Genomic DNA, 1,086 nt, shown 5'->3' with positions numbered 1-1,086 from the left:
TGTACTTGGCCGAGATCTTGGTGACACATGGCGATCGGTGATTGATCATGAAGAAGACCTCCGGGCGTAGTGGAGTTTGCCGCTTCACCCACGCACGGAGGTCTTGATGGGTCACGCTAACGCCCGGCTGACGTTTCACGGCAGATGCCTGCTGGTTCGCCGTGTCGTGTTCGACGGCCGCCCCGTCGCACACGTGGCCGCCGAACTGGGCGTCTCGCGCCAATGCGGGCACCGGTGGGTCCGCCGCTACCAGCAAGAAGGCTGGCCCGGACTACGGGAACGGCGCAGCGGCCCCCGCACCAGCCCCCGCCGCACCCCGCCCGAGGTAGAGCAGCGCGTGCTCGCCGCGCGTGCCGAGCTGCGGGCCGGACCCGACCGGCTCGCGGCGGCCACCGCGGTGCCGGCCCGGACCATCACCCGAATTCTGCGCCGCCACGGCGTCGCACGCCTGGCCATGTGTGACCCTCTGACCGGCACGCCGATCCGCGCCAGCCGCAAAAGCGCCCGCCGCTACGAGCACGTGGCGCCCGGCGACATGATCCACCTGGACGTCAAGAAACTCGGCCGCATCCCCGACGGCGGCGGCCACCGCGTCCACGGCCGCGCCGGCTCCGCACGCGGACGCGGCATCGGCTACGACTACCTGCACACCGCCATCGACGACCACACCCGCCTGGCCTACATCGAAGTCCTGAACGATGAGAAAGGCACCACCTGCGCCGCCTTCCTGACCCGCGCCGCGGCCTTCTTCGCCACCCACGGCATCACCCGCATCCACCGCGTGCTGACCGACAACGCCAAGAACTACCGCATCAGTCACGCCTTCCAGCAGGCCTGCGCCGCTTTGGGCGCCCGCCAGAAGTTCACCCGCCCGCACTGCCCTTGGACCAACGGCAAGGCTGAGCGCCTCAACCGCACCATGGCAACCGAATGGGCCTACCGCCAGCCCTATGCCAGCAACCAGCACCGAACCCAAGCCCTCGGCCCCTGGCTGGAGCACTACAACACCACACGCCCACACTCAGCCCTCGGCGGCCAACCACCCATCAGCCGACTGTCACCAAGTCCATGACCGAGTACACCTAG

General features: G+C 69.0%; 1 protein-coding gene. It reads left to right on the top strand.

Translation table 11 applies throughout. The features are described from left to right. Positions 1–106 precede the first annotated feature (106 nt). The gene (locus GT755_RS38315; RefSeq protein WP_161484446.1) at positions 107–1,072 is read left to right on the top strand and encodes an IS481 family transposase; all 966 of its coding nucleotides are present in this window, start codon (positions 107–109) and stop codon (positions 1,070–1,072) included. Positions 1,073–1,086 lie beyond the last annotated feature (14 nt).

Origin of the sequence: Herbidospora solisilvae, from assembly GCF_009901565.1 — a bacterium.
GTDB lineage: Bacteria > Actinomycetota > Actinomycetes > Streptosporangiales > Streptosporangiaceae > Herbidospora > Herbidospora solisilvae.
The sequence above is the reverse complement of the archived record's forward strand: the minus strand, read 5'-3'. Positions and strand labels throughout refer to the sequence as shown.

What these genes read in the sequence shown, in the direction of transcription:
- GT755_RS38315 (WP_161484446.1), top strand. Translation starts at nt 107, where the DNA reads ATGGGTCACGCTAACGCCCGGCTGACGTTTCACGGCAGATGCCTGCTG.